Source organism: Arthrobacter sp. JCM 19049, assembly GCF_001310435.1.
Map to the genome: position 1 here is coordinate 1 of NZ_BAXF01000216.1, position 3,588 is coordinate 3,588.

Genomic DNA, 3,588 nt, shown 5'->3' on the forward strand with positions numbered 1-3,588 from the left:
ACCGGCACCGGGTCCCGGTCCCGCCACGAACCGCAGGTCCTGCAGGTCGTGGGGGAGGTCTCGGCCGGAGGTCTTCGCCATCGAGTCGGTGGTGATGGGCGCCGTGCTGGAGGTCGAGGCCGCCCTGGCCGACGCAACCTGAGCCCCGCCGAACGCTATGCGGTGTGCGAGTTGGCCGCCAACCGCGCCCAATCGGTCACCCAGCCGCTGACCATCGGGGTGACCAGCAAGCTCTTTGACCCGCTGGGCGCCTCGGCCACCAAGGCCAGCTGCAACATGGACCGGCACTGGCGCAACGCCCGCACCATCGCCACCCACAACCCCGCCATCTACAAATCCCGCATCGTGGGCGACTACGAGATCAACGCGGTGCCCCCGGTGCGGCTGAACGCCACCGGGGACGTCCCCGCCCCGGGCCAGGTCAGCTTCCGCTAATCCCGCCCGCCACCATCGAATCAAACCCCTGAAAGAAGGACCGCCATGAGCCGCACACCCCGCGAAATCCTGTTCAACGCCTTTGACATGAACTGCGTCGCCCACCAGTCGCCTGGACTCTGGCGCCACCCGCAGGACCAAGCTGCAAGCTACAACACCCTGGGCTACTGGACCCACCTGGCCAAGGTGCTGGAAAAGGGCAAGTTCGACGGGCTGTTCATCGCCGATGTGCTGGGCACCTATGACGTCTACAACGGCACCAACGAATCCCCGCTGCGCACCGGCGCCCAGGCCCCGGTCAACGACCCGATCCTGCTGGTCTCCGCCATGGCCGCGGTCACCGAGAACCTCGGCTTCGGCATCACCGCGGGCACCGCCTACGAGCACCCGTACCCGTTCGCCCGCCGCCTGGCCACCCTGGACCACCTCACCGGGGGCCGGGTCGGCTGGAACGTGGTCACCGGCTACCTGCCCTCCGCCGCGCGCAACATGGGCCAGGAAGACCAGATGGAGCACGACGAACGCTACGACCACGCCGATGAGTACCTGGAAGTGGTGTACAAGCTGCTGGAGGGCTCCTGGGAAGATGACGCGGTCAAGGCCGACAAGGTCCGCGGCATCTACACCAACCCGGAGCAGGTGCACCCGATCAACCATGAGGGCAAGTACTTCAAGGTACCGGGCATCGCCATCACCGAACCGAGCACCCAGCGCACCCCGGTGATCTACCAGGCCGGGGCCTCCAGCCGCGGGGTGAAGTTCGCGGCCGAGAACGCGGAGGCCGTCTTCGTCACCTCGCCGACCCGGGAAATGCTCAAGGCCACCGTCACCAAGATCCGTGACGCCGCCGAGGCCGCCGGCCGGGACCGCTACGACATCAAGATCTTCGCCATGCAGACCATCATCACCGGCCAGGACTCGGCCACCGCGCAGGCGAAGTACGAGGACTACAAGTCCTACGCTGACGTCGAGGGGGCACTGGTGCTGATCTCCGGGTGGATGGGGGTGGACCTCTCGGCCTACGACCCGGACGACGTGATCGGCTCGAACGTGAAGTCCAACGCGATCCAGTCTTCCGTGGAGACCTTCCAGAAGGCCAGCGGCGACGAGGGCTCACCGTGGACCATCCGGCAGCTGGCCGAGTGGGTCGGCGTGGGCGGTTTCGGCCCGATCACCGTCGGTTCGGGCGCCGAGGTGGCCGAGAAGCTGATCGACTGGGTGGACTACACCGACGTGGACGGGTTCAACCTCGCCTACGCGATCACCCCGGGAACCTTTGAGGACATCGTCGAGTATGTGGTTCCCGAGCTGCAGGCCCGCGGCGCCTACAAGACCGAGTATGCCGAAGGCTCACTGCGCAACAAGCTCTTCGGTGCCGGCGACCGGGTCAAGGACACCCACCGCGCCGCCCAGTACAAGATCGCCAACCGCCTGGCTGCCGCCCGCTAGCGGCCAGTGGTGAACAGGGCGGCGCGGCCGCGGAAAAACCCGTCACTGGTCTTTCCGCGCCGCGCCGCCTTCGGTATGGATGCGCGGGAGCTACTTGTGCTTCTTGTGCCCCTTCAGCTGCTTCACCACCATCGCCGAGCCGCCCCCGCGCCGGGTCGGTTCGGCCGCGGCGGTCAGCTTGCCCCGCGGGCCGATCTCCACGGCCGCCACCGCACCGATCTCCGCCTGCGGGGTAAAGGAATCCCCGGACGGCACGAACTGGTGGCCGAAGGGCTCCAGCATCCGGGCATCATCGGCAATGAACTCCGGTTCGGCGGTGACCGCGGCGGTGTTGCGCTGTGAGGCGCGCGGCGCGGCAATCGCCTCGGAAATCTCCATGCCCAGATCCACGCGGTTGACCAGGGTCTGCAGCACCGTGGTGATGATCGTCGAGCCGCCCGGGGAGCCAACCGCCAGCATCGGCTTGCGGTCCTTGAGCACAATGGTCGGCGCCATGGAGGAGCGCGGCCGCTTGCCCGGCTCGATGCGGTTCGGGTCGGCCGGATCGTAGACGGTGGAGAAGTCGGTCAGCTCGTTGTTGAGCAGGAACCCGCGGCCCGGCACCACGATGCCCGAACCGCCGGTCTGTTCAATGGTCAGCGTGTAGGACACGACGTTGCCCCACCGGTCGGCCACCGACAGGTGCGTGGTCGAGATGTTCTCCGTGTCCTTCTCCTGCGCCACCACACCGGCTTCGGTGGGGCAGCGCCCGTCGTAGTTGGCGGCATCGCCCGGCGCTACCGGCTTCACGGAGGCGCGTTGCGGATCCAGGGCGCAGGCCCGCTCGGCCCCGAAGAGCCGGTCGGTCAGCTGGCGGGTGGGCACATCGACGAATGCCGGATCCCCGACGTATTTGCCGCGGTCGGCAAACGCCAGGGCGCTGGCCTCCAGGTAGTGGTGCAGCGCGTCGGGTCGCGGCATCGTGGAAAGCTGGAACCGATTCAGGATGTTCAGGGCCTCGCCGACCGTGGTGCCCCCACTGCTGGAGGGGGCCATCCCGTAGACGTCCAGGCCGCGATAGTTCACCCTGGTCGGCTTCTGCTTCACGACCTTGTAGCGTGCCAGGTCCGCGGCGGTCATGTGGCCGGCTGGCACGGGCAGCTCGGTTCCCGGCACCACCGGCGGGGCCTGCACGGTCGCGGCGATCTGCTCGGCGAGCTCACCGCGGTAGAACGAGTTGATGCCCCGGCGCGCAATCATGCGGTAGGTCTTGGCCAAATCGGGGTTCTTGAACACGCTGCCCACCTTGGGGGCATCCCCCCGGGGGAGGTACAGCTTCCGGGTGGACTCGAAGGCCTCGAACCGCTCCTTGTTATCCAGGGTTTGCTCGCGGAACGTCTCATCCACGACGAAGCCGCGCGTGGCCGTCTTGATGGCCGGCTGCAGGGCCTTGCCCAGGCTCATCGTTCCCCAGCGGTCCAGTGCCTCATCCCAGGTGGCCAGCGTGCCGGGCACGCCCACGGACACCCCGCTGGTCACCAGCTCCGGGTGAAGGGGTAGGGGCTGCCGGTCTGTGGATCAATGAAGCGTCGTGGGGCATGGCGGCCGGGGCGGTTTCCCGACCGTCCAGCGTGCTGATCTTCCGGGTTTCGGCGTCGTAGTACATGAAGTAGCCTCCGCCGCCAATGCCGGCGCTGTAGGGTTCGGCGACTCCCAGTGTCGCGG

The 3,588-nt window shown here is 67.7% G+C and carries 1 protein-coding gene and 2 pseudogenes; 2 read left to right on the forward strand and 1 reads right to left on the reverse strand.

The window, feature by feature from the left end; all coding sequences use genetic code 11:
• Positions 1 to 435: pseudogene (locus JCM19049_RS19970) on the forward strand (acyl-CoA dehydrogenase); the annotation flags it as partial.
• A gap of 45 nt (positions 436 to 480) precedes the next feature.
• Positions 481 to 1,884 carry an LLM class flavin-dependent oxidoreductase gene (locus JCM19049_RS09715; RefSeq protein WP_054821484.1) on the forward strand — a complete coding sequence of 468 codons (1,404 nt, stop codon included), beginning with the start codon at positions 481 to 483 and terminating at the stop codon, positions 1,882 to 1,884.
• 90 nt (positions 1,885 to 1,974) lie between these two features.
• Here the strand turns inward: JCM19049_RS09715 and ggt are convergent.
• Positions 1,975 to 3,588: pseudogene (gene ggt / locus JCM19049_RS09720) on the reverse strand (gamma-glutamyltransferase); the annotation flags it as partial.